We start from the raw sequence: 22,758 nt of genomic DNA, 5'->3' as shown, positions 1-22,758 counted from the left end.
TCGATAACTTTGATCGATAAACCCTATGCCCTCGACATATACCACTATGAAAAAGAGCAAGTCGACATATTAGATCGCTAAAACTTGCTTTTTCAAAATTAAAGATTGCATATTTTCAATGGCAAATTATACTCGACATTAAGTGCTTACCGTTGAAATACAAACAGCATAAACACCTTAAAATCACAAAATATACAAAACCTTACAACAACTTAGGAAATACACGATCACGAGCAAGGTTTATCTTAATTAAATATGGCTGACACATAGAAGTAGAAAAGATAAAGCCTTTGATATGTAAGTGATTACCAACAGAATGAAAATAAAATCTATTTATTAATTAAACCAACAACCTTTTGTTTACATGCAATAACAAAAGCATTCACATCATATAGATGGTCGCATTAGACCTTAATGAAGAGGGAATATAACAACACATCTAAAACAGAAAGGAAATACACCCAGAAAAATGTAGGACCATTCTATTTTGTCGTATGAATAATCCCACATGTAAATAGGAATTAAATATATCACCAACAGACAAATATAAGCACCGCAGTAGAAATTCTTAAGTCATCATTACAACAAGGATAAAAATATGGCATACAGAAATCAGCGTAAAGAAGAAATAATGGAAATTCTGGAAGAGAAGTGTAATGCATTAAAGGAGCAGTTTACTGAATCTCTCCCTCCTGTGGTCAATTGGCCTAAAACCAGAGAACTTGCCGATAAAGCACAATTAGATATTTATACGGCAAGGTTGGTATTAATGAAGCTGGTCGATGAAAACAGGGTGGAAATGTCAGAGACCAAAGTAATGAACTCCTTACGCTGGTTTATTGCGCAACCGACAGAAAAAAGAATGCGGTCTGAACCAGAAAGCTGATGATAGAAATGAAACCATCCATACGTGCATTCATAAGATCAGCACTCTCACCCCAAGGTATTAATCTTGCTGTTTTGGGTGTCTTATCTCTCACCTTTCTTGCCATGATGCACTACGCAATCAATCCAGGAGGTTCAGGGCTACATCTTCCGCTTAACATTGTCGTCTGGGGCATGATGGCACTACTGGCCATAGCACTCTATGTACCTCGTTTCGACATGAAGGAAATCATAACCTCACCAGGAGGCCGCTGGCTGTTATCCGGTGTACTGCTTATGAGTCTTCCTGGTTTACACCCTGAGAGCCTAGAAAACGTTAGCAGTTGGCTACCCCGAATACTGGGCTTGTGGGGTGGCATAGTCCTGCTGCTGGGGCTGTTTCGCCTCAAGCTGAATGCGAATGTACGTCAAGGGTGGTTATTACTGATTTTGCTCTCTGCCTGGAGCCAGACCATTCTGGCGCTACTGCAATGGACCGTTTTTACATCCAATAACTGGATGGAGTTTGATCTAGCTGAACGCCCTTACGGGATATTTCAGCAAACCAATGTGTTAGCCAGTTATATTGCCACAGGGTATGGAATTGCCATCTACCTGTTTATGGTGTCCTCTCATCGAATTGTACGTGGCCTATGTACACTCACGCTGCTGGTCTTCCCAGGCTTATTGATGTTGTTACATTCCAGAATTGGCTGGCTTGGTGGGGTAACCACGTTGCTATTGTTGTCGCTCTATTATTGGCGACAGAGGCAGATGGTAGGGTTATGGCTATGCAGTTTATTAAGCCTGCTGGCGGCGTACTCTCTGTCGGATCAGATGGTGGATAGTGTTTGGATATCGAAAGCAGCCAGTAACCAACAACGCGGGTTAATACTGGTCTATACCTGGCAGATGATACAGCAGCATCCGTGGCAAGGCTGGGGTTTTGGCAGTTTCGAACCGGCTTTCGCTCGCGAACTGGCACAAGCTGGGCATGTCACCAAACACTTCATTTACCCCTCCCATCCACATAATGAACTGCTCTATGCTTGGGTCGAGGGGGGCATAGTGGCATTGATTGGAATGCTGGTATTAGCTATTGGCTATATCAAACCACTTTTCATTCAACCGAAAATAGTCTTCCCTCTCTGGGTGCTAACTCTGCCTATCGCCTTACATTTAATGACCGAACTCCCACTTTATCAATCAGCAGCTCATTGGTTAGTGCTGATTTTATTGGGCCGATTGATGGTTCCCGAAACCATGATTCACCCCACGATAGCCAAGCCAGCTTTATGGCAACGTAGGCTCGATGGTAGCGTAGTTTTCTCGGCGCTGTTCACATTGATATTTATGATAACCGGCTGGCAAACAGGGCGGGTACTGACGCTAACGGAGCGAAGTGGCTTGGTAGATATGCGGCCATTAGATAACCTGAAAAATCCTTATATCCAGTGGGAACGCTATCAATACATCCGCCATATCAATCTACTATTACAATTCAACAAACGGCCTGATCCAGCTTTACTGGCGCAGTTTACGATATGGGCAAAGCAGTACATCCAGTACCATAACGATCCAAACGTTTATCAAAGCCTTATCATGATTGCCCGCTATCAGAATGAGGTTGCTCAAGCCGATAGCTTGCTACGAGCGGCTCAAGCATTATTCCCCGATAACCCGACGTTCGGGTCGTCTTAACAGGATAAAAACCGGGGGAAGACACCCGGTTTTCCACTTTGCCAGAAGAGATTACTACAGTGGGTAACGCAATATGGCATTTAGATGCTGGCCTTTAGGCAGATCATTCTGACGAACAGCCATCACTTGTGCACCAGTAGCCAGCGCACGTCGGGCTATTTCGTCGATAACACCGTAGCTTAGCGCATCATCTTGTTCAGTAAAGGTGATCGAGCCTTGCTCATCAACAATACCTGCAACAACACTATCCATATCCACCAGTAATAGATCTATTGCCCCCTGAGTTGCCAATCGTGCAGCATCAGACAAATCAGTTGTTACGCGTCTTTGGCCTGCTCGAGTTTCAAACAGGGGTTTCAACGCTGCTATCTGAGATTGATAGTACCGCTCCATGAATGGACGCGCCATCGTGACTAATTCAGATATACCGATATGCTCCGCGTTGGTAAATAAAGTTTCATCAACCAGATGGGGTAATGTATTCGTCGAACGGTAAATAGAAGCCAATGGTTCAGTGCTCACTAAAATCAACGGGCAGTCACGCTGAACAAAAATCGGGCGCAGCGCATGGTCAATTTGACGAGTGTATTGCGCCAAACGAATTTTATCGTCGACACCACCGTGTTTCTGCACATTTAGCGATGCTTTACCCACGGCATCCAAGACACTGGTTGGCAAGTTTGCTACAGCCATTTCTGCTGCGGGGACATCCGCAAAAAACTCTATAACCCGCGTTTGATTCTCTGATAGAGCCAAAATATAGGCAGAATGAGGAAATGTCAGCGCCCGCAATAGCGGCTTAACATAGAAACGGTCACTCACATGTAACTGATTGGGAATAGCATTCGCTAAACGATAGGTTCGGATACTGTCCGGGTTAGCAAAAATAGCTAAACTGTAGGCGTGCATGTCCCAAAAACTGGCGTCATCCAAGATAGAATTTAGCTCTACTTCAATCTGAGCCAGACGGCGTTTATCAAAATCAATCGCTTGAAGTTGCCGTAATGCATCTTTGATGAAATTACCCATCTGGATTTTACTGGCGGTCAGTTCCTGATGCCTTGGCGATGTTTCAATGTAGATAGATACGCAAGCGTCTGCGCGTGCATCAGATAAAAGTAAAAATTCTTCACGGCTGGGGATATCTACATAAAGCATGGGTAACCTCGTCACATATGACTGTTTAAGATGGATTATTTTTCACCATCAGAAAAGAATAAAAATCTAATCAAAGCACCACATATCCGTTGTTAATATCGCAATGTTGGAGATGAAGTTGATAAATTAAAATTTCTGCCTTAATCAACGATAGCCCCCCCTATTTAAATTGTACTTTTCGACATTGGCCTGACGATTACGCTGATACTTTATTGCTTGTTTTTTGAGCTGCAAATAGCATAAAAAACTCCCTAACAGATGTTTTTTTCCCCACATACAAATAAACTCTGCGAGATGTCTCGAATTTTTACCTATGTCAGTTTCATGACCGCTGGGCTAGTATACCTGCTGGAAAAAAGACTTGATGGTGGGTAACAATGAAGTGGCCTTTATCTCTATTATAGTTGCACTTTTAATAGCTTGCCTCTCTTGTTAGCCGTAAAATCATGTGATGACCAACGATAACAATAAAAATCACAATGCACTTTAAATTCAATGGACTAGAAACTATATCGCATGAATAACACCGACAAACTCGACTCCCATACCCCAATGATGCAGCAGTATCTGCGACTCAAAGCCCAACACCCTGATATCTTATTGTTTTATCGGATGGGGGATTTTTATGAGCTATTTTACAGTGATGCCAAGCGCGCGTCACAGTTACTGGATATCTCGCTGACTAAACGGGGTGCCTCCGCCGGAGAACCAATTCCTATGGCGGGTGTTCCTTACCATTCAATAGAAAACTATCTGGCAAAGTTAGTCCAGTTGGGTGAGTCTGCGGCTATTTGCGAGCAAATCGGTGATCCCGCGACCAGTAAAGGCCCGGTTGAGCGCAAAGTAGTGCGTATCGTGACACCAGGTACAGTCAGCGATGAAGCTTTATTGCAAGAGCGGCAGGATAATCTGCTGGCTGCTATTTGGCAGGATGGACGTGGATTCGGTTACGCAACATTGGATATTAGTTCAGGCCGTTTTAGGGTCACAGAACCGGCTGATCTTGAAACTATGGCCGCCGAACTGCAACGCACCCATCCCGCGGAGTTACTTTATCCCGAAAATTTTGAGCAAATGTCGCTGATAGAGCAGCGTCATGGCTTACGCCGCCGCCCATTGTGGGAATTTGAGCTGGAAACCGCTAAACAGCAGCTTAATCTGCAATTTGCTACCCGTGATTTAATTGGTTTCGGTGTGGAGCAAGCCCATCTGGCGCTACGTGCCGCAGGTTGCCTGCTGCAATATGTCAAAGATACCCAGCGCACCTCGTTGCCCCATATCCGTGGTTTAACGATGGAGCGCCAGCAAGACGGTATCATCATGGACGCAGCCGCGCGCCGCAACCTCGAACTTACGCAAAACCTGTCTGGCGGAACTGAAAATACCTTAGCTGCCATCCTTGATTGCAGCGTAACAGCAATGGGCAGCCGTATGCTGAAACGCTGGCTACATATGCCAGTTCGTGACATCAAGGTATTAACAGATCGCCAGCAAGCCATTGGCAGCTTGCAAGAGATTACCGCCGAACTGCAAACACCTTTGCGCCAAGTCGGTGATCTGGAACGTATCCTGGCACGCCTGGCGTTACGCACTGCACGCCCGAGAGATTTGGCGAGAATGCGTCATGCATTTCAACAGTTGCCGGAGATCCATCGTTTACTGCAACCGGTAAATATTCCCCATGTGCAAAACCTGTTGTCGCAGGTGGGCCAATTCGATGAGCTACAAGACCTGCTAGAACGGGCTATTGTCGAAACGCCGCCGGTATTAGTGCGCGATGGTGGCGTGATTGCACCAGGTTACAACACTGAGCTGGATGAGTGGCGGGCGTTGGCCGACGGAGCCACTGATTATCTGGATAGGCTGGAGATCCGTGAGCGTGAGAAACTGGGGTTAGATACCTTAAAGGTGGGCTTTAATGGTGTGCACGGCTATTACATTCAGGTCAGTCGTGGCCAGAGTCACCTAGTGCCAATTCATTACGTGCGCCGACAAACACTGAAAAACGCCGAGCGCTACATTATTCCGGAACTGAAAGAGTATGAAGACAAGGTTCTGACCTCTAAAGGCAAAGCGCTGGCGATTGAAAAAGGTTTATACGAAGAGATTTTTGATCTTCTGCTACCACATTTGCCCGAATTGCAGATCAGCGCCAATGCACTGGCCGAGCTGGATGTGCTGGCGAATCTGGCTGAACGGGCTGAAACACTCAACTATTCCTGCCCGACCTTAAGTGATAAACCGGGCATCAAAATTACCGGTGGCCGCCACCCGGTGGTGGAACAAGTTCTGAGTGAGCCTTTTATTTCCAATCCGTTGACGTTATCACCCCAGCGGCGAATGCTGATCATTACCGGCCCTAATATGGGGGGAAAAGTACCTATATGCGTCAAACTGCATTGATCGTGCTGCTGGCTCATATGGGCAGCTACGTTCCAGCGGATCAGGCCACTATTGGCCCAGTTGATCGCATCTTTACCCGCGTTGGTGCAGCGGATGACCTGGCATCCGGCCGCTCGACCTTTATGGTGGAAATGACCGAAACTGCCAATATTCTGCATAATGCCACCGAACAAAGCCTGGTGTTAATGGATGAAATTGGCCGTGGCACCTCAACCTATGATGGCTTGTCATTGGCTTGGGCCTGTGCTGAAAATCTGGCCAGCCGTATTAAGGCAATGACACTATTTGCCACCCACTACTTCGAACTAACGACCCTGCCGGAGAAAATGGAAGGTGTGGTGAATGTTCATCTGGATGCAATGGAACACGGTGAAACCATCGCCTTTATGCATAGCGTGCAAGATGGTGCGGCCAGTAAAAGTTATGGTTTGGCGGTCGCAGCACTGGCTGGTGTTCCACGGGATGTCATTAAGCGGGCGCGGCAAAAACTGAAAGAACTGGAATCACTCTCAAATAACGCCGCAGCCAGCAAAATTGATGGCTCGCAACTGACACTGCTTAATGAAGAAACGCCACCGGCCGTTGAAGCCTTGGAAGCACTCGACCCCGATTCACTGTCACCCCGTCAGGCACTGGAATGGATTTATCGCCTGAAGAACATGGTCTAGCAGACATAAAAAAACGGTGAACATCTGTTCACCGTTTTTGTGTTTTATAGAATGCATATGTTTATATGCTATTCGGCGGACTACAAGATATTGACCTTTCAAGGGCCTTTATTCACCCAAGGCATGATCGGTATCTGTATCTAGTGTCCTTTATTCTTTCTATTCGCGGAACAACGCCTCGATGCTCAGACCTTGTGTTTGCAATATTTCCCGCAAACGACGCAAACCTTCAACTTGAATCTGGCGGACACGTTCGCGTGTCAAACCAATCTCACGGCCTACATCTTCCAACGTTGCAGCTTCATACCCTAGCAGACCAAAACGACGGGCCAATACTTCGCGCTGTTTGGCATTTAACTCAAACAACCATTTGACGATACTTTGTTTCATATCATCATCTTGCGTCGTATCTTCTGGACCGTTTTCATTTTCGTCAGACAGAATATCCAACAAGGCTTTCTCTGAATCGCCGCCTAAAGGTGTATCAACAGAAGTGATACGTTCATTAAGACGCAACATACGACTCACATCATCGACCGGTTTGTCGAGTTGCTCTGCAATCTCTTCAGCGCTCGGTTCATGATCCAATTTATGAGAAAGTTCTCGCGCGGTACGCAAATAAACGTTTAATTCTTTAACAATATGGATAGGTAAACGGATAGTTCGGGTTTGATTCATAATTGCCCGTTCAATCGTTTGACGAATCCACCAGGTAGCATAAGTGGAGAAACGGAAACCGCGTTCAGGGTCAAACTTTTCCACCGCACGAATCAAGCCGAGGTTACCCTCTTCGATCAGATCCAACAGTGCTAAACCACGATTACTGTAACGGCGGGCAATTTTCACCACCAACCGCAAGTTACTTTCGATCATCCGCCGACGTGAAGGCACATCTCCGCGCAATGCACGGCGGGCAAAATAAACCTCTTCTTCGGCAGTTAACAATGGTGAATACCCAATCTCACCAAGATAGAGCTGAGTCGCATCCAGCACCCGCTGGGTAACACCTTGCGCCAACAGCTCATCTTCTGCTAACTCGCTTTCAGTAGATTCATCCTCTACTAATGCTTTTTCATCGAAAATTTCAGTTTCCGTACTGTTTTCATCAAAATCAGCATCTTCATGCAACTCGTTAACTTTCAGCGTATTTTGGCTCATATGCTGCTCCTACCCGTGAATCCGGCGAGCAGAATACAGCGTATTCTGCCCAATCTATCGCTGCGGAAGGTAACGCAGCGGGTTTACGGATTTCCCCTTGTAACGAATTTCAAAGTGCAATCTTACTGAACTGGTTCCGGTGCTACCCATGGTTGCTATTTTTTGACCCGCCTTCACTTCTTGTTGTTCCCGGACCAGCATTGTATCGTTATGAGCGTAGGCGCTCAGGTAATCATCATTGTGTTTGATGATGATTAGATTACCGTAACCCCGCAGTGCGTTCCCGGCATACACAACTCGCCCATCTGCTGTAGCGAAAATCGGTTGCCCACGAGAACCGGCGATATCAATCCCTTTATTGCCCCCTTCGGAAGCAGAGAAACTATCGATCGTTTTACCTTCAGTTGGCCATTTCCAGCTACTGACTGGACCACCATTACTGGCGGGTTCACTGACGGAACTGCCTGGCGCGGTAACAGGTGCGGTTGTAGCGACAACAGCCCCTGACGCTGGTAACATTTTACCAACATTCTGTTTACCCGAGTTTTCAGAATACGCGCTAGTTGATTGAGAATCAACCGTTGTAGTTGTGTTCTGAATATTTGCCGGCGGTTTTGCTACTCCGCCTGATGTGGCATCGGTTGCGGCTAACATACCGCCACCCGATCCATTACCCAACTGGAGGGATTGACCCACATTCAAGCTGTAGGGTTCAGCAATATTATTTTTTGCAGCCAGATCACGGAAGTCATTCCCCGTTATCCAGGCAATATAAAACAGCGTATCACCACGCTTAACGGTATAGGTATTACCGCTGTAGCTTCCCTTGGGGATATCGCCGTAGCTACGGTTATAAACAATACGTTCACCAGAACTATTGGTGCCCGTACCCCTTATCATCGCACCTGAACTGTCACCACCCACACTACTGATAGGGGCCGCTGTTGAATTATCATTATTGGTACAACCAACTAACCACAAACTCATAACCGTACATGCCGCAACCCGGCGTAATGTAATCATTGGGCTTCCCGTGCTCATGCTTCCCCCGTGACAGCAATAATAAGCGATGTATCCAAAATACCTTTTATACTGTAGTCAAAATGACCATTAGCGACAGTAAAACCGCGGGTTAATGACGGTCACTTCACTCATTTTCACGTATTAAAAGGCTCATCAGCACATAACCAAACCAACGGTTGGTCTGCACCAAAGAAACAAAATGCACAAGCGCGCATCCTATCAAGACCACGCCTGCCAGACCATAAAATTTATGTTACTGATTTTACACCGATCTTTAACGTTAACAATAACGTCGCAGCCACGATGAAGGTTTAAGGATGAAATAGAGACATTTCTCAGGCGAGTTCCCCTTTAACCAAAGGTACAAAGCGCACCGCTTCCACCGTTTCAACCTTGAATTCATTGTTACGGCGTTGCACGCATTGCAATGTTTGAGCCTGCTCCCCAACCGGCAACACCAAAATTCCACCGTCATCTAATTGCTCAAGCAGTGCATGAGGGATTTCGGGGGGGGCTGCGGTCACAATGATCGCATCAAATGGCCCGCGTGATGTCCAACCTAACCAGCCATCACCATGACGGGTAGAGACATTATGCAGATCCAACTGTTTCAGGCGACGTTTTGCCTGCCACTGTAGCCCTTTGATTCGTTCGACTGAGCAGACATGTTCAACCAAATGCGCCAGAATAGCAGTCTGATAGCCAGAACCGGTGCCTATTTCTAATACCCGCGAGGTGGGAGTCAGTTGTAACAACTCGGTCATCCGCGCCACCATGTAGGGCTGAGAAATCGTCTGCCCAGAACCAATGGGAAGAGCGGTATTCTCATATGCCTTATGGGATAAAGCTTCATCGACGAAACGCTCACGTGGCACCGCTTCGATCGCTTGCAACAAGCGTTCGTCCTGAATACCTTGCTGACGTAACTGCATCAGCAATGTTTGCATACGTTTATTCACCATTCCCCGTCAACCTCGGTATTTATTAATCAGTAATATCAGCTAACCAACGTTCAACTACGTCCTGTGCCGCGTAGGCCGTTAAATCAACCTGAAGCGGCGTGATAGAAACATAACCTTGCTCAATCGCAGCAAAATCAGTATCCGGCCCCACATCAAATTTTTCACCAGGCGGCCCAATCCAATAGAGATCCTGCCCGCGCGGGTCTTGTTGACAAAATACCTGCTCTGCCGGATGGCGGCTACCACAACGTGTCACCCGAATACCTTTAATCTCAGATAAGGGTAAATCAGGGACATTAACATTGAGTATCTTGCCAGTACGCAATGGCTTACGGTGCAACGCCCGTAATATACGGCAGGTGACTGCCGCTGCGGTAGCGTAATGCTGATGACCGTTGAGTGAGACTGCCAGAGCAGGGAAACCTAAATGACGCCCCTCCATGGCCGCAGCTACCGTGCCGGAATAGATGACATCATCACCCAGATTTGGGCCTGCGTTGATACCCGATACCACAATATCGGGTCGCGGGCGCATCAAAGCGTTGACCCCCAGATAGACACAATCGGTCGGAGTGCCTTGCTGCACCGCAATATCGCCATTGGATAATGTGGTAATGCGTAATGCGCAATCGAGCGTTAATGCATTGGATGAACCGCTACGGTTGCGATCCGGTGCAACAATTTGCACCTGTGCAAACTCCCGCAATGCGGCAGCCAGCGTTTGTATACCCGGTGCGGAAATACCGTCGTCGTTACTCAGCAATATCCGCAGCATCGGCATTATCCTGGCTCATTATTTCTCGCACCACACTGGTGGCAAAACTGCCGGCGGGTAACCAGAAGCTCACTTCAAGAGTTACGTCATCCCACCAATTCCATGCCATATTCTGCGGTTTCAGCAAAATGGCACGGCGCCCGCCTTCGACGCGTTCACGTCTGATCAACGCCAGTAAGTCGGTTTGCGCCGCCAGACATGCCAGTTCAAACGCCAATGCTTCGCCTTGCGTGCCTAATTCGCCATCACCCGGCAGAGGTGCGGTAATATTCAATTCACCGATATCAACCCGTTGCTGCAAAGTAGCCAGTTCATCCGGTTTGGCAACAAACCAACTGCCGCGCCCGGAGAGCTGCAAAGCATCGCCTTCCAGTACCGTTGCCGCCTGCTGTTGTGCTAAACGGTGACTGCTGATTAAATTGAACATTGCGCTGCGGCTGGCCGAAAGATAAAAGCTGCGTTTGCTACGCTCTTTAACCCGAATCTCATTATTCGCCCATAAGCGCGCCTGTACCAGATTATTCCCCCCACGACCAAAGCGCTGGCTGCCGAAATAGTTAGGTACGCCGTGAGCGGCAATCTGTTGCAACCGTTGTTCGACATCCTGCCGATCCGTAATATGACGCAGCACCAAGGTGAAAGCATTGCCTTTCAGTGAACCAATGCGCAGCTTGCGTTTCTGTCGCACCGCTTCCAACACTTCACACCCTTCAAGTTCGAAAGTAGACAAATCCGGCGCGTCTTTACCCGGTAAGTGCAGACAGAACCACTGCTCGGTGACCGCGTGACGATCTTTCAAGCCGGCATAGCTCACCAGGCGCGGATGGATCTTGGCAAAACGTGCCAAATAATCCGCAACAAACTGGGTATTACAGCCATTCTTGCGGATACGGACCAGCAAATGCTCGCCTTCACCATCCGGCTCAAATCCCAAATCCTCTATCACCAGAAAATCTTCCGGATTAGCTTTTAAAATGCCGCTGGCCTTGGGTTTGCCGTGGAGCCAGGTTAGATTTTCCATATCCATCTGTTATGCCTTAAGCCTGTTCGACTTTAATTAATAGCGCAACCGCTTCACACGCAATGCCTTCACCACGCCCGGTAAAACCGAGCTGCTCAGTGGTGGTCGCTTTTACGTTGATATCATCCATATGACATTGTAGGTCTTCCGCCAAATTAACGCGCATTTGCGGGATATGGGGTGCCATTTTAGGTGCCTGAGCAATAATCGTAATATCGAGATTACCGAGCTTATAGCCTTTCGCCAAAATCCGGCGATAAGCCTCACGCAATAAGCCACGGCTGTCAGCACCTTTAAAGGCAGGATCGGTATCGGGGAACAATTTGCCGATATCGCCTAACGCTGCGGCACCTAATAGCGCATCGGTGGCTGCGTGTAATGCAACATCACCATCAGAGTGCGCCAGTAAGCCCTTCTCGTAGGGGATACGCACGCCACCAATAATCAGCGGGCCACTGCCATTTTCGCCAAATTTATGAACATCGAAACCATGACCAATTCGCATTAATTGCACTCCAATCATTTTGGATATTGCCGTTGGGTTAAGTAAAACTCTGCCAGCGCCAGATCCTCTGGGCGCGTCACCTTGATATTATCCGAACGGCCCGCAATCAGTAGCGGATGATAGCCGCAATGTTCCAAAGCTGAAGCCTCATCCGTGACCATCACCCCGTCTTGCAGGGCGCGGGATAAGCACATTTTTAATAACTCAAGTGGGAAAATCTGGGGGGTAAGGGCGTGCCACAGATCCTGGCGATCTACTGTATGGGCTATGGCGTGAATACCCGCTTCACCGCGTTTCATGGTGTCACGAACCGGTGCTGCCAGAATACCGCCAACCTTGCTGTGTGCTGTAATCGCTAACAGCTTTTCAAAACAGTCAGGGTGCAAGCAAGGACGAGCGGCATCATGAACCAACACCCATTTGGCCTGCCCTGCCTGCTGCAAACCTGCCATCACAGAGTCAGCACGCAGCTCACCACCGTGGACAATACTGATGCGAGAGTCCTGCGCGATAGGTAGCATAGAAAATTGAGTGTCCTGCGGGTGTATCACCACGATAATCCGCTGAACTCGCGGGTGGCCGAACAACGATGAAATTGCATGTTCAATTATCGTCTTGCCCCCCACAGTCAAATACTGTTTAGGACAATCAGCCTGCATACGGCTACCAATACCCGCAGCCGGTACTATCGCAATAATATCAGGCGCGACCACATCAGGAAGGGAAACAGCGAAGTTACTCATTATTTATTGTTGCGCGTTATTTTGTGTCGAAGGGATACTCGCATTGCGTCTGGATTGGTCAGGAACCAGACGATAGAAACTTTCACCGGGCTTAATCATACCCAGTTCGTTACGTGCGCGTTCTTCGATCGCCTCTTGACCACCGTTCAAATCATCAATTTCAGCAAATAGCTGATCGTTTCGGGCTTTAAGTTTGCCGTTATTGCCCTCTTGAAGCGCCACGTCATCCTTAACCCGAACAAAATCATGGACACCATTCTTGCCCAACCACAGTGAATACTGTAGCCAGCCAAGTAAAATCAGCAATAGTAGTGTAAGTTTTCCCATTCCCGCCCCCTGAAAAACTGCCTATACCGTAAATAATTCGAGTTGCAGGAAGGCAGCAACTGAGCGACAAATTGGTTGTAAACCATTTTGAACAGCGCCTGCTGGCCCGTAGGGTGAGCCTTTAACGAGGCTCATAATCCTCAGGAGCTTACATAAGTAAGTGACTGAGGTGATCGAAGGCAGCCAACACACATGCAACTTGAAATATGACGGGTACAATCATCCCATAACTTTTCACCGGACTCCACTGTGTGACGGAAATAGGCCATCAGGGTCAGATTAAGGACGATTTCCAGCAAAAATACCACGCAAATCGGCAAAATGTTATTAATTGCTGTTTTTCAGCACACTTTACTGCCACTGCCCCTACCCATTATCAGATCAAACAAGTCATGCAGAGATAAATACTGCCAAAACTGTTTTTAGCCTCAGCTTTCACCAACAACCAAACCAAAAGTGCATATTTAATGCTAACAAAAATAAATAAACCCTGTATTGGTTGAGTTTGTAGTTATAAAAGTTTATTTTTATGCACTCAAACTGCATAAATAAAAAAATCGACATTAACTCAATTTCACTTTTCAACGGGGATGATTACATGTTTAAACGTTTAATATTGGTCGGTACTTGCCTGGCTGCGGTGTTATCCGCAAGTGCCACTATGGCCGCAGAACCCACGTATGTGGTCGGTTCTGGGGGGACATATCGTCCATTTGAGTATGAAAATAGCCAGAAACAACTGGAAGGCTTTGATATCGATATCATCAAAGCTATCGCTAAAGCAGACGGTTTTCAGGTCAAACTGGTGAATACCCCGTGGGAAGGTATTTTCGCCACGCTAGGCTCCGGTGACCGCGATATCATTATTTCAGGTATTACCATTACCGATAAACGCAAGCAAATGGTGGATTTCTCAGATCCATACTTCCCGGCGGAACAAACTATCGTGGTCGCTAAAGGGTCTAAAGTTGATTCTATCGCCGCACTGAAAAACCTGAATGTCGGTGTCGTTAACTCCAGTACCGGCGATATCGTGGTCTCTGATGTATTGGGTAAAAACAGCACCGCCATCAAGCGCTTTGATAACACCCCACTGATGCTGCAAGAGTTATATGAAGACGGTATTGCCGCCGCCGTAGGTGATGTGGGTGTCGCCAAGTTCTACCTGAAAACCCATCCGGAAAAAGCATTTGAATTGGTCTCCGATACCAAATTTGAACGCCAATATTTTGGTATCGCGGTAGCAAAAGGTAACGACGAATTACGTAATAAAATCAATAACGGTTTGCAAAAGATCGTTGCTGACGGCACTTACGCCAAAATTTATGAAAAATGGTTTGATGCTCAGGTGCCTACGCTGCCTACAGCAACACAGCCAGCAAAATAACCCTTTCTTCTATAAGCTACCGTGTGTGTGAATACGCGGTAGCCTGATTGACCGGACTACCCTATGTCAGGATTTCGTTGGGAAATCATCCAGGAATACGCCCCGTTGTTTATGGACGGCGCCTTGATGACAATAAAGTGCACCATTATTTGTGTGATTCTGGGAACAACCTGGGGTTTAACGCTTGGTTTGGGGCGATTGGCGCAGGCACCTCATGGTGTCTGGAAGCCGGTCTTGTATTACTTTGTTCAATGGCCGGTGCGCATCTATATCAGCGCCATTCGGGGAACACCGCTGTTTGTGCAGATCATGGTGGTTCACTTCGCACTAGTGCCGCTATTTATCAATCCGCGAGATGGCATTCTGGTTACCAATGGAATTATGTCCTCTGATTTCGCCAGAATGCTGCGTTCTGATTACGGTGCTTTTTTATCCTGCGTTGTTGCAATCACTCTAAACGCCGGTGCTTATGTCTCAGAAATTTTCCGGGCCGGAATTCAGTCAATTGATCGCGGCCAGATGGAGGCTTCACGCTCGCTGGGCATGAGCTACGGCAAGACGATGCGCAAGGTTATCCTGCCACAGGCTTTCCGTCGTATGTTGCCACCGCTAGGTAACAATGCCATTGCTATCGTCAAGGATTCATCGCTGGCATCCGCCATCGGGCTGGCTGACTTAGCCTATGCCGCCCGTACCGTCTCCGGTGCCTACGCGACTTATTGGGAACCCTACCTGGCCATTTCAGTAGTGTATTGGGTCATTACATTCTTACTTTCGCTGTTAGTGCGGCATATGGAAAAGAGGTTCGGGAAAAGTGATTCACGTACATAACCTGCAAAAACAATTTGGCGAAACCCATGTGCTGCGCGGTATTTCCTGCGAAATTCTGCCCAAAGAAGTGGTTTGTATTATCGGGCCATCCGGCTCGGGTAAAAGCACGTTTCTGCGTTGCATTAACGCCTTGGAAACCTTGTCTGGTGGCGAGATAACCGTCAACGGTTTTGAGATACATAATCCGAAAACTGATCTCAACCGTCTGCGTGAAAGTGTCGGCATGGTGTTCCAGCGTTTTAATCTGTTCCCGCATATGACCGTGTTGGAAAACCTGGTTATGGCACCGATGGCGGTCAAAAAGCTGTCTCGTAATCAAGCCATAGAACGGGCTGAATTGCTGCTGCGCAAGGTTGGATTGCTCGATAAAATCGATGCCTATCCCAGCAGCCTGTCCGGTGGGCAACAGCAGCGCGTCGCCATTGCCAGAGCCTTGGCAATGGAACCCAAGATTATGCTATTTGATGAGCCAACCTCGGCGCTTGACCCTGAACTGGTCGGCGAAGTGCTGGCGGTAATGAAAGCCTTAGCATTGGAAGGCATGACGATGGTGGTTGTCACCCATGAAATGGGCTTTGCCCGCGATGTGGCCGACCGGGTGTTATTTATTGATCAAGGGGTTATTCAGGAAGAGGGGCGGCCAGAAGAGATCTTTACCGCGCCAAGTAATCCGCGTACTCAGGCATTTCTCAGCAAGGTGCTTTCAGCACAAGGGTAACAACCATCGCTTTAACATGGCGGGCTGCCATCGGGTAAAACTCAGCAGCCCGCAGATTCAGCCCTCACCAACCGGTGAGAAATGAAAACAACATCCAGAACAAACAGACCACAGCAATGCCCGTACCTGCCACCGTTAATAGCAAGTTACTGCGCGTTAACATACTTAGAGTAATGCCTATCAGTACAGACACCGGCATCAGCGCCAGAAAGAATGGCCAGGTGTACAGCAGAAAGAAAACCGTATTCAGGCCGTAGACGAAGAAAGGGATCGCAAACGCCAGCCAATAAAAGACAAAACCTGTAGCGCCACCGAGAAAGGAGTAAGACGGTTCCTCACGTTCGCGCTGTCCGTTGATAGTAATTGGGGTCACATTCTGCATAGAAATCCTGTGAGTACAGTTTACCGGCACGCTCTGAGGGCGTTTTACCAGCAGCTATAAGTATCTATACCCAAAATAATTCGAGTTGCAGGAAGACGGCAATTGAGCAAATCCCGATGAACTTACTCAGGTAAGTGATTCGGGTGAGCGAAAGCAGCCAACGCACATGCAGCTTGAAGTATGACGGGTATATCAGGATTTGATAATAGCTCGACCACGCAGCACGTCTAACAATTGTTCAATCAAATTTGTTACTAATTGTTCACCCTGCAAATGAATATCGGGTTGTTCAGGTGATTCATAAACCGCGTCAATCCCTGTGAAGTTTTTCAACTCACCGGCCCGGGCTTTTTTATACAATCCTTTCGGGTCGCGCGCTTCGCAAATGGCCAACGGCGTATCGACAAACACCTCAATAAACTGGCCTGATGCCAGCATATCCCGCACCATTTCCCGCTCAACCCGATGAGGCGAGATAAACGCCGTTAACACCACCAGCCCGGCATCCACCATCAATTTAGCCACTTCCCCAACCCGGCGGATATTCTCGCGCCGGTCTGTCTCTGAGAAGCCCAAATCGCGGCATAAACCGTGACGCACATTGTCGCCATCCAGTAAGTAAGTGCTAACACCGCGAGCAAACAGTGCTTGCTCCAGCGCCCCCGCCAGCGTGGATTTACCGGAACCGGATAAGCCGGTAAACCACAGCACCACGCCTTGATGACCGTGCTGCTGCTCGCGATCCTGCTGCGTCACCGCATGAGGGTGCCAGACCACGTTCTCATCGACGGGCAAGGCTACCACGTTATGCCATTCTAACGGATCGGCGTGCAAGCTACTTACCTCCTAACAGATCGCGCGCACCCCAGTGCGGGAAGTGACGGCGAACCAACGCATTTAGCTCCAGTTCAAACGTACTGAATGCACTATCTTCCTGATAAACCGTCGCCAGTGCTTCACGAATTAAGCCCGCGCCGACAGTGACATTGCTCAGCCGGTCAATAAAGATCATGCCGCCGGTATCACGGTTGTGCTGATAGCTGTCCAGCAGCAGCGGTTCATCGAATGCCAGTTCAACCAAGCCAATACCATTGAGCGGCAAACTCTCTACCACTCGCTGGGTCAGTGAGTTGATTTCAACCTGATATTGAATATTTTCAACGCGCGCACGGGTCTTTTTACCGGCGATTTTGATATCATAACTTTGCCCAACCACCAACGGTTGCTCCGCCATCCACACCACATCCACCAGCGCATTTTGCGCCGCTTTCAGGGTTTCACTGGCATCCACCAGCAAGTCACCACGGCTGATATCCACGTCATCTGTCAGCACCAGCGTAATCGCTTCACCGGGAATGGCTTCAGTCAGGTCACCATCAAAGGTGACAATGCGCGCAATAGTCGATTCCACACCGGAAGGTAGCACTTTTTATTTTTTGCCCAACCCGCACGATACCGGCAGACAAGGTGCCAGCATAACCGCGAAAATCCAAATTAGGCCGATTAACATATTGCACCGGAAAGCGCAGCGGCTGGTGACGACTGACATTAACCACATCAACGCTTTCCAGTACTTCAAGCAGTGTCGGGCCGGAATACCAATTCATCTTCTCACTGGGAGAGGCCACATTGTCGCCATCCAACGCCGATAGCGGAACAAATTTAATATCCAGATCAGTCGGTAACTGTTCGGCAAAACTCAGGTAATCTTGGTTAAATTGCTCGAAAACACTTTCCTGATAATCGACCAAATCCATCTTGTTCACCGCCACCACCAAGTGGCGAATACCCAACAAAGTAGCAATAAAGCTGTGGCGGCGGGTTTGATCCAATACCCCTTTACGGGCATCGATCAGTAAAATAGCCAGGTCACAAGTAGATGCACCGGTCGCCATATTGCGGGTATATTGCTCATGTCCGGGCGTGTCAGCGATGATAAATTTGCGTTTCTCCGTCGAGAAGTAGCGGTAAGCTACATCAATGGTAATGCCCTGCTCACGCTCGGCCTGCAAGCCATCCACCAGCAGCGCCAGATCCAGTTTTTCACCCTGCGTCCCGATACGTTTGCTGTCAGTGTGGAGCGTTGATAGCTGATCTTCGTAGATCTGGCGGGTATCGTGCAATAACCGGCCAATCAGGGTGCTTTTGCCATCATCTACACTGCCGCAGGTCAGAAAACGCAGCATGGTTTTATGCTGCTGAGCGTGCAGGTAGGCTTCCACCCCACCCTCGTTGGCAATCTGTTGGGCCATAGAGGTGTTATCTAAAATCATCGACTTACTTTTTACCGCCGACGAATGTTCAGTTACGGGTTTGTGCTGTAAATTTGTGCTCATCGGGCGCTCCTCAGAAGTATCCCTGACGCTTTTTAAGCTCCATTGAGCCGGATTGGTCGCGGTCAATCATGCGGCCCTGACGTTCGCTGGTGGTGGAGATAAGCATCTCTTCGATAATCGCAGGCAGGGTTTGCGCCTCTGACTCCACCGCACCGGTCAGTGGCCAGCAGCCCAAAGTACGAAAGCGCACCATCTTCTGAGTAATCACTTCACCTGGCTGCAAATCAATACGATCGTCATCAACCATCAATAACATACCATCGCGCTCCACCACCGGACGCGGTTTTGCCAAATACAACGGCACAATGTCTATTTTTTCCAGGAAGATATATTGCCAGATATCCAGTTCAGTCCAGTTAGACAGCGGGAATACACGGATACTTTCGCCTTTGTTAATCTGACCATTGTAGTTATGCCACAACTCCGGACGCTGATTTTTTGGGTCCCAACGGTGGAAGCGGTCACGGAACGAATAAATACGTTCTTTGGCGCGCGATTTCTCTTCATCGCGGCGCGCACCACCGAAAGCCGCATCAAAACCGTATTTGTTCAACGCCTGTTTTAAACCCTCAGTTTTCATGATGTCAGTGTGTTTGGCACTACCGTGGACAAATGGGTTGATGCCCATCGCCACCCCTTCCGGATTGCGGTGCACCAGCAACTCACAACCAAAGGCTTTGGCTGTTTGGTCGCGAAACTCATACATTTCACGGAATTTCCAACCGGTGTCCACATGCAATAGCGGGAACGGCAAAGTGCCTGGGAAGAAGGCTTTGCGTGCCAAATGCAGCATCACAGAAGAGTCCTTACCGATAGAATAGAGCATCACCGGGTTTGCGAATTCGGCGGCCACTTCACGGATGATATGGATACTCTCCGCCTCCAATTGCCGCAAATGCGTAAGTCGTTTCTCGTCCATAACAGATCCTTTATGCCAAATTCACGACTGACGGGCTAAGAGCCTGTTCAGTCTGCGGTTGTTGCCCAAACCAGGCAATTTGGTGATGTAAATCCACCACTTCCCCGATAACCAGTAGTGCCGGTGTGGGTGCCTGATTTGCGAGTAATTCGAGTTGTGCCAGTGTACCGGTCAATACTTGCTGATCGGCACGGGTTCCCCGGCCAATAACCGCCACCGGCGTAGTGCTGGCGCGGCCATGAGTGATTAGCTGCTGGCTGATTTCAGCTGCTTTCACCGTTCCCATGTAGATTGCCAACGTCTGGCGACCACGGGCCAGCGACTGCCAATCCAAATCATCGCCATCGGGACGGCAATGTCCGGTAATAAATGTCACGCTTTGGGCGTGGTCGCGATGAGTCAGCGGAATACCGGCATAGGCTGTCGCTCCGCTCGCTGCCGTTACTCCTGGCACCACTTGAAACGCAATGCCTGCCTGCGCAACGACTTGCAGTTCTTCACCGCCACGACCAAAGATAAATGGATCACCGCCTTTAAGTCGCACCACCCGCTTGCCCTGTCGCGCCAGTGTGACCAATAATTGATTGGTTTCCTCCTGTGCCACCGAGTGCGCTCCGGCCCGTTTGCCAACACAGATACGTTCGGCATCACGTCGCACTAAATCCAACACTTCCGGGCTAACCAAATGGTCATACAGCACCACATCCGCCTGCTGAATCACTTGCAGACCGCGTAAGGTCAATAAACCGGGATCGCCTGGCCCCGCACCCACCAGCGCCACTTCACCGATCGGGCTACGTTGCTCGCTCAATGATAACTGTAATTCATCTTCGGCCTGCGTTAACTGACCACGGCTGACCAAACTGGCGAAACGGCCACTGAAGGCGTTTTCCCAGAAGCGGCGTCGCTCACCCATTGAAGCTATGTGCTGTTTCACCCTCCCGCGCCAACGCCCAGCGACAGCGGCCATATCACCCAAACTGCTGGGTAACAAGGCTTCTAATTTCTCGCGCAAAAGACGTGCCAGTACCGGAGCCTGACCGGATGAAGAGATAGCCACCACCAGCGGCGAACGATCGACAATCGACGGGAAGATAAACGAGCAACGGGGTTGGTCATCCACCACATTCGCCAGAAGATGGCGCTTATCTGCTGCGGCAAAAACCGCCGCGTTCAACACCGTATCGTTGGTGGCAGCAATCACTAAAAACACCTCATCTAACTGCTCTGGAACAAAAACCGTTGCCAGCCAATTGATGCGCCCCTTCTGATGTTGCCGTTCAAGTTCAGGTGAGAGGGTCTGTGCCACGACCCGCACTTGTGCGCCTGCACGGTGCAGTAGTTCAATTTTTCGCGCAGCGACTTCGCCGCCGCCGACGACCAACACTGGGCGTTGTTTCAAATCGGCAAATAGAGGTAGATAGTCCACAACGTCCTTCAATTACATGATAAAGCGTAGGGTGACTATAGGGGGGGGACATTGCCTTATGAAATGACGAAAAGTAATTACAAGTTCCATAATGATATATAGCGTTGCAAGTAAGGCGTGTCGCAAGGTTCACTGATGATTCGGCCACACCACAATTTACAGAAAGATGGATATATACGAATTGTCTATTGGTGCAGACAGTTTCATACTAAGCATCGGAAAGATGCAGCATTGTCCATGCCAACAGGTATGGCCCAGACGATAACAAGGATATTTCGGTATGTTTTCCCGCCGTTGCCTGAAGTGGGCACTATTCACGCTATGTTTCAGTTCTATTTTGCCGCTACACGCAGCACCGAATCCTGCGCCGGGTCACATCGCAGAGCAGCAAATTCGCCATATCAGTACCTACTTTCCTGGCCGCATGGCGGGTAGCCCAGCCGAACTGCTGGCAGCCGACTATATCAATCATCGTTTTCAACAGATGGGTTATCAGAGCAACTTACGTGGTTTTAATACCCGTTATCTTTATACCAGCAAGAATGGCAAGCAAAGCTGGCGGACACTGAGTGCCACCTCGGTCATTGCCGCGCGCAATGTGTTGCCAGAAAAGAACAATGCAGCCAGCAATGCTGATGAGCAGAAACAGATAATCGTGATGGCACATTTTGATACCTATACGCCGCAAAGTGATAGTGACCTGGATAAAAACCTTGGCGGACTGACCTTACAAGGTGTTGATGATAATGCGGCAGGTGTAGGGGTGATGCTGGAATTGGCCGAGCGCTTGAAAGACATACCACTGCGCTATGACTTGCGGTTTGTAGCACTGAGTGCCGAGGAAATTGGCGCGCAAGGGACAGAAAATTACCTGCAACGAATGAGCAAATCAGAGAAAGCCAACACGCTATTGGTGATCAATTTAGACCGCCTGATTACCGGTGACCGCCTCTATTTTAATGCCAGTCACCAGCCCACAGCTATTACAGCACAAGAGCAGGCGCTAACCCTCGCGCGCCACTATGGTATTACGGCTTCCACTGTAAAAAACAAAGTGATCGCCCCCTGTCGGGCTGAGAAGAACGCTTTTGATGCTGCGGGAATAGCAGTGTTATCCGTCGAGGCCAGCAACTACAGGTTGGGCAATAAAGACGGCTGCCAGCAGCGGGCTATCAGCAAGCATTTCCCACAGGGAATCACCCGCCATCAAAACCAACTGGATAACTTAAATTATCTGGATAAGTTCTTGCCGGGCCGAATCACTAAACGTACGCATGACACCGTACAAATAATGTTGCCACTGATACAAGAGTTAGCTGGCGCTAAAAAATAGTCTGTCGTGCGAAACATCACACAAAATACGTAAAAAATTCATTAACTCACAGTAAGGGCGCGTTTAGCGCCCCGAGACGCTGAAAAGTAAAATGAAGGGGAACCGTGTCGTTAGG

General features: G+C 48.6%; 19 protein-coding genes and 2 pseudogenes. 7 read left to right on the top strand and 14 right to left on the bottom strand.

Annotation, left to right across the window (positions count from 1 at the left end):
- Positions 1 to 598 precede the first annotated feature (598 nt).
- Positions 599 to 886: a FaeA/PapI family transcriptional regulator gene (locus tag YALDO0001_RS06590; RefSeq protein ID WP_004701174.1), complete on the top strand. Its 288-nt coding sequence runs from the start codon at positions 599 to 601 to the stop codon at positions 884 to 886.
- A 104-nt stretch (positions 887 to 990) separates the two neighbouring features.
- Positions 991 to 2,565 (top strand): PglL family O-oligosaccharyltransferase, encoded by a 1,575-nt coding sequence (locus tag YALDO0001_RS06585; RefSeq protein ID WP_004701172.1) that lies wholly within the window; start codon positions 991 to 993, stop codon positions 2,563 to 2,565.
- A 54-nt stretch (positions 2,566 to 2,619) separates the two neighbouring features.
- On the opposite strand, the gene YALDO0001_RS06580 is transcribed toward YALDO0001_RS06585, so the two are convergent.
- Positions 2,620 to 3,723, bottom strand: coding sequence for a baeRF11 domain-containing protein (locus YALDO0001_RS06580; protein ID WP_004701170.1), 1,104 nt, complete (start codon positions 3,721 to 3,723; stop codon positions 2,620 to 2,622).
- A 516-nt stretch (positions 3,724 to 4,239) separates the two neighbouring features.
- On the opposite strand from YALDO0001_RS06580, the pseudogene mutS reads away from it, so the two are divergent.
- Positions 4,240 to 6,794 (top strand): annotated as a pseudogene (mutS, locus tag YALDO0001_RS06575) (DNA mismatch repair protein MutS).
- Between the two features lie 159 nt (positions 6,795 to 6,953).
- Here the strand turns inward: mutS and rpoS are convergent.
- From rpoS to ftsB, 8 genes are all read right to left on the bottom strand, one after another.
- A complete protein-coding gene (rpoS, locus tag YALDO0001_RS06570; RefSeq protein ID WP_004701163.1) occupies positions 6,954 to 7,952 on the bottom strand; it encodes an RNA polymerase sigma factor RpoS in 999 nt (332 codons plus the stop codon).
- Positions 7,953 to 8,006: 54 nt separating this feature from the next.
- Positions 8,007 to 8,975, bottom strand: coding sequence for a murein hydrolase activator NlpD (gene nlpD / locus YALDO0001_RS06565; protein ID WP_004701161.1), 969 nt, complete (start codon positions 8,973 to 8,975; stop codon positions 8,007 to 8,009).
- A 335-nt stretch (positions 8,976 to 9,310) separates the two neighbouring features.
- Positions 9,311 to 9,937, bottom strand: a complete 627-nt coding sequence (locus YALDO0001_RS06560) for a protein-L-isoaspartate(D-aspartate) O-methyltransferase (protein ID WP_004701159.1) — start codon at positions 9,935 to 9,937, stop codon at positions 9,311 to 9,313.
- Between the two features lie 22 nt (positions 9,938 to 9,959).
- Positions 9,960 to 10,712 carry a 5'/3'-nucleotidase SurE gene (gene surE, locus YALDO0001_RS06555; protein ID WP_042547883.1) on the bottom strand — a complete coding sequence of 251 codons (753 nt, stop codon included), beginning with the start codon at positions 10,710 to 10,712 and terminating at the stop codon, positions 9,960 to 9,962.
- Complete coding sequence (gene truD / locus YALDO0001_RS06550; protein ID WP_004701155.1) at positions 10,690 to 11,739, bottom strand: tRNA pseudouridine(13) synthase TruD; 1,050 nt, start codon at positions 11,737 to 11,739, stop codon at positions 10,690 to 10,692. The genes surE and truD overlap by 23 nt, the downstream gene beginning before the upstream one ends.
- 10 nt (positions 11,740 to 11,749) lie before the next feature.
- Positions 11,750 to 12,238, bottom strand: coding sequence for a 2-C-methyl-D-erythritol 2,4-cyclodiphosphate synthase (ispF, locus tag YALDO0001_RS06545; protein ID WP_042548672.1), 489 nt, complete (start codon positions 12,236 to 12,238; stop codon positions 11,750 to 11,752).
- A 14-nt stretch (positions 12,239 to 12,252) separates the two neighbouring features.
- Positions 12,253 to 12,981 (bottom strand): 2-C-methyl-D-erythritol 4-phosphate cytidylyltransferase, encoded by a 729-nt coding sequence (ispD, locus tag YALDO0001_RS06540; protein WP_004701150.1) that lies wholly within the window; start codon positions 12,979 to 12,981, stop codon positions 12,253 to 12,255.
- Positions 12,982 to 12,984: 3 nt separating this feature from the next.
- Complete coding sequence (ftsB, locus tag YALDO0001_RS06535) at positions 12,985 to 13,308, bottom strand: cell division protein FtsB (protein ID WP_042547880.1); 324 nt, start codon at positions 13,306 to 13,308, stop codon at positions 12,985 to 12,987.
- Positions 13,309 to 13,906: 598 nt separating this feature from the next.
- Here ftsB and YALDO0001_RS06530 point away from each other — a divergent pair.
- From YALDO0001_RS06530 to YALDO0001_RS06520, 3 genes are all read left to right on the top strand, one after another.
- Positions 13,907 to 14,695: a basic amino acid ABC transporter substrate-binding protein gene (locus YALDO0001_RS06530; protein ID WP_004701147.1), complete on the top strand. Its 789-nt coding sequence runs from the start codon at positions 13,907 to 13,909 to the stop codon at positions 14,693 to 14,695.
- Between the two features lie 63 nt (positions 14,696 to 14,758).
- Entirely contained in the window at positions 14,759 to 15,526 is a 768-nt protein-coding gene (locus tag YALDO0001_RS06525) for an amino acid ABC transporter permease (RefSeq protein WP_004701146.1), read from the top strand.
- Positions 15,510 to 16,244, top strand: coding sequence for an amino acid ABC transporter ATP-binding protein (locus tag YALDO0001_RS06520; protein WP_042547878.1), 735 nt, complete (start codon positions 15,510 to 15,512; stop codon positions 16,242 to 16,244). Before YALDO0001_RS06525 ends, YALDO0001_RS06520 begins: the two co-directional genes overlap by 17 nt.
- 64 nt (positions 16,245 to 16,308) lie before the next feature.
- Here YALDO0001_RS06520 and YALDO0001_RS06515 read toward each other — a convergent pair whose 3' ends face one another.
- The 5 genes and pseudogenes from YALDO0001_RS06515 to cysG form a co-directional block, all read right to left on the bottom strand.
- Positions 16,309 to 16,626 carry a DUF3561 family protein gene (locus YALDO0001_RS06515; protein WP_004701142.1) on the bottom strand — a complete coding sequence of 106 codons (318 nt, stop codon included), beginning with the start codon at positions 16,624 to 16,626 and terminating at the stop codon, positions 16,309 to 16,311.
- Between the two features lie 192 nt (positions 16,627 to 16,818).
- Positions 16,819 to 17,460 carry an adenylyl-sulfate kinase gene (gene cysC, locus YALDO0001_RS06510; protein ID WP_004701140.1) on the bottom strand — a complete coding sequence of 214 codons (642 nt, stop codon included), beginning with the start codon at positions 17,458 to 17,460 and terminating at the stop codon, positions 16,819 to 16,821.
- A gap of 1 nt (position 17,461) precedes the next feature.
- Positions 17,462 to 18,962: pseudogene (cysN, locus tag YALDO0001_RS06505) on the bottom strand (sulfate adenylyltransferase subunit CysN).
- A gap of 10 nt (positions 18,963 to 18,972) precedes the next feature.
- A complete protein-coding gene (gene cysD / locus YALDO0001_RS06500; RefSeq protein WP_004701133.1) occupies positions 18,973 to 19,881 on the bottom strand; it encodes a sulfate adenylyltransferase subunit CysD in 909 nt (302 codons plus the stop codon).
- Between the two features lie 10 nt (positions 19,882 to 19,891).
- On the bottom strand, positions 19,892 to 21,310 hold the full coding sequence (gene cysG, locus YALDO0001_RS06495) for a siroheme synthase CysG (protein WP_004701131.1): 1,419 nt from the start codon (positions 21,308 to 21,310) through the stop codon (positions 19,892 to 19,894).
- A gap of 280 nt (positions 21,311 to 21,590) precedes the next feature.
- Between cysG and YALDO0001_RS06490 the strand changes: the two genes are divergently transcribed.
- On the top strand, positions 21,591 to 22,643 hold the full coding sequence (locus tag YALDO0001_RS06490) for an aminopeptidase (RefSeq protein WP_004701129.1): 1,053 nt from the start codon (positions 21,591 to 21,593) through the stop codon (positions 22,641 to 22,643).
- The last annotated feature ends 115 nt before the right edge of the window (positions 22,644 to 22,758 follow it).

Origin of the sequence: Yersinia aldovae ATCC 35236, from assembly GCF_000173735.1 — a bacterium.
In the GTDB taxonomy this organism is placed as follows: Bacteria; Pseudomonadota; Gammaproteobacteria; order Enterobacterales; family Enterobacteriaceae; genus Yersinia; species Yersinia aldovae.
The sequence above is the reverse complement of the archived record's forward strand: the minus strand, read 5'-3'. Positions and strand labels throughout refer to the sequence as shown.